Raw genomic sequence first — 3,243 nt, forward strand, 5'->3', positions numbered from 1 at the left:
GTTCCGAGGAAGCACGCCTCGGCTATCTGGCGGGCGCCCGGCTGGGCCAGGGCCCGGCCGGCGCCCGGCCGGGCGACTGACCGCCGGGCCACTGACCGGCGGCGCCCGGCCGGGCCGCTGGGCGTCCGCCGGACCATCGGCACAGGATTCGCCGGACCATCGGCACAGGAGGGAAGCACCCCCGGGTGCGACCGTTGACGGAAAGGCACTTTCACCGTGGTTCCGATTGACATCGTGAGCGCTCTGGTCGGCTGGCTGATCGCCTTATGCGGTGACTCCGGGGTCCAGCTGACGAGGGACCAGTACGACGAGCGCTCGCTCAAGAAGACCATGGGGCGCTCCCTGGGAGCGGTGGTCGCGCGGGCCCATCCCGCCATCAGGGCCACCCTGTCCCGGGGGCTGGCGCGCTTCTTCGCCGAGCCGCCCAGGCTGCGGCTGGACGGCTCGACGCCCATAAGGCAGGCCCTGGAAGCGTCGGTCGCCGAGCAGATCGCCGACCTGGAGGAATGGCTGACGGCCGGCACCGGGGTGCCCTTCGGCGATGCGGTCGACATCGAACCCGGGGAGTTCGCCGAGCTGGTCACCGAGGCGGTCGTCTCCGGGCTGCGGCAGTACGCCGCGGCCGGCGAGCTGGCCGAGCTGGTCCATGCCCTGGACACCGCGGAGATCATGAGCCGGCTCGACGCGCTCGGGCTCCAGCTCAGCGGGCTGACCGTACCCGCCCGCGCGTCCGCGACCTTCAGTCTGCCGCGCGATGTCACGACCTTCACCGGCCGCGGCCCGGATCTGGAACGCGTACTGCGGACGGCCCGGTCGGCCGACCCCGCGGCGGAGGTCATCGGCATCCACGCGATCGACGGCATGGCGGGCATCGGCAAGACGGCGTTCGCGGTACGGGTCGCGCATCTCCTCGCCTCGCGGTTCGGGGACGGCCAGCTCTTTCTGCATCTGCACGGGCACACCCCGGGACAGCGGCCGGTCGACCCCGCCGACGCGCTCGCGTCGCTGCTGCTGGTCATGGGCGTCCCCGCCAGCCGTATTCCGTCGGATCTGGGGACCCGGTCGGCGCTGTGGCGGGATCAGTTGCGGGCGAAGAGGATACTGCTATTGCTGGACGACGCGGCCTCCAGTGAGCAGGTCCGACACCTGCTGCCGGGGTCCCGGGACTGTCTGGTCCTGGTGACCAGCCGACGCCGGCTCACTGCTCTCGAAGGGGTGGTACCGATCAGTCTGGAAACGCTGCCTCCGGCCGAGGCGACCGCACTCTTCTCCCGTCTGGCCGCACGTCCCGGCCTGCTCCCCACGGATCCGCACGTCGGGGAGATCGTCCGGCTGTGCGGCTACCTTCCGCTGGCCATCCGGCTCACCGCCGGAAAGCTGGCCCACCACCCCAGCTGGAGCCCGCGGGACCTCGCCGCCGATCTGACGGCGACCCAGGACCGGATCGCGGCGATGCGGGCGGAGGACGATTCGGTGGCGTCGGCGTTCGAGCTGTCGTATCGCGATCTGACCGTCGAGCAGCAGAGCATGTTCCGGCTGCTCGGGCTGCACCCGGGGTCGGATCTGGACCCCTATGTCGCGGCGGCGCTCGGCGACACCGGCCTGCCGGCCGCGCGGGAGCTGCTCGACGGCATCTTTCTGCACCATCTGATCGAGGAGCCCGCGCGCGCTCATTACCGTATGCACGATCTGGTACGGCAGAAGGCGAAGTCCCTGGTGGCGCTGGATCCGCTGGCGGACACGGCGCCCGCCCTTGACCGGATGCTGGACTACTATCTGCACACGGTTCAGCACGCGGCCCGCTTCGTCACCGGCCGCACCCCCGCGACGGCGCCACCGCCGGTGGACCATCCGCCCGCGTGGGTGCCCGAGATCTCCGACGCCGCGGCGGCCCTGCGCTGGCTGAGCGATCAGCGGCTCAATCTGCACGCGGCGGTCGACTTCGGTGCGGCGCACGGGTATCCGTCGCACGCGGTCAGGATCGCGGCGGCCATGAACGACTTTCTGCGCAGCCAGGGGCACTGGGATCAGGCGATGGCGCTGCACCGGTGCGCGCTGTCGGCGGCGATCGGCATGGGCGACCCGGCCGGCCAGGCCAGGACCCTCGGCAATCTGGGGTCGATGCAGCGGCTGCGCGGCGAGTACGCCGCCGCCGTGGAGAGCCAGCGCCTGGCCGAGGAGTCCTACCGCGAGCTGGGCGACACCCTGGGCCAGGCGACCGCCGTGCACGAACTGGGCGTCGCCCAGCGGCTGTGCTGCGACTACGCGGCCGACCTGGCGAGCCAGCAGCGGGCCCAGGAGCTGTACCGGAGCCTGGGCAACCGGCTCGGGGTGGCCAACACCCAGCATGAACTGGGCACCCTGCACTGGCTGATGGGCGATCTGCGGACGGCGCTGGAGGTGCAGACCCAGGCGCTGGAGAGCTACCGGGAGCTGGGAAACCGGTACGGCCAGGCTTTCGCGTACAGCGAATCCGCGGTAGCCGCCCACCATCTCGGCGACTATCCGACGGCCTCCACCCTCATCGCCCACGCGCTGAGCCTGCACCATGAGCTGGGCAACCGGCACGGCCGCGCCTACTCCCTCAAGGAACTGGGGGTCATCGAGTATCTGTCGGGAAACCATCTCTCCGCGATCACCACACCGACCACTTCGGTCGATCTGCACCGGGAACTGGGCAGCCGCTACGGCATGGGGTTCGCCCTCACCGATCTGGGTGTCGCCCACCGGCGTGCCGAGCGGTACGAGGACGCCGTCGGCACCCTCGTCCAGGCGCTCACCCTGCACCGTGAGTTCGGCTTCCGGTACGGCGAGGGCTGTGCCCTCAAGGAACTCGGGGTCGTCAAGGGCCTGCTCGGCCGGCCCGCCGAGGCGGCGGCGGATCTGGCCAGCGCGTTCGAGATCCACTCCCGGTACGGTCACCGCCACGGCCAGGCCGACACCCTGATCGCCGAGGGCGATCTGCTGCTCCGGCAGGCCGATCCGGCCGGGGCCCGCCCGAAGTACGCGCGAGCCCTCGAACTCGCCCGGGAGATCGGGACCCCGCTGCTGGAGGGGAACGCGCTGGAAGGGCTGGGCCGCCTGCTCGTCACGGGCGGCGAACCCGATACGGGCGGCGAGCGGCTGCGCGAGGCGGCGGCACTCTACCGGCGCATCGGCGCCCCCGATCTGGCCCGCGTCGAGGAACTGCGGGGGCGTTAGGGAGTGTTGCGAAAGCAGCGCCGGACGCGCCGGGTCAGGGCC

The 3,243-nt window shown here is 71.7% G+C and carries 1 protein-coding gene; it reads left to right on the top strand.

Translation table 11 applies throughout. The annotated features are described in order from the left end of the window. Positions 1-234 precede the first annotated feature (234 nt). Positions 235-3,201 carry an ATP-binding protein gene (locus ACWF94_RS37185; RefSeq protein ID WP_453499129.1) on the top strand — a complete coding sequence of 989 codons (2,967 nt, stop codon included), beginning with the start codon at positions 235-237 and terminating at the stop codon, positions 3,199-3,201. Positions 3,202-3,243: the final 42 nt, after the last annotated feature.

Source organism: Streptomyces sp. NPDC055078 (genome assembly GCF_053607985.1).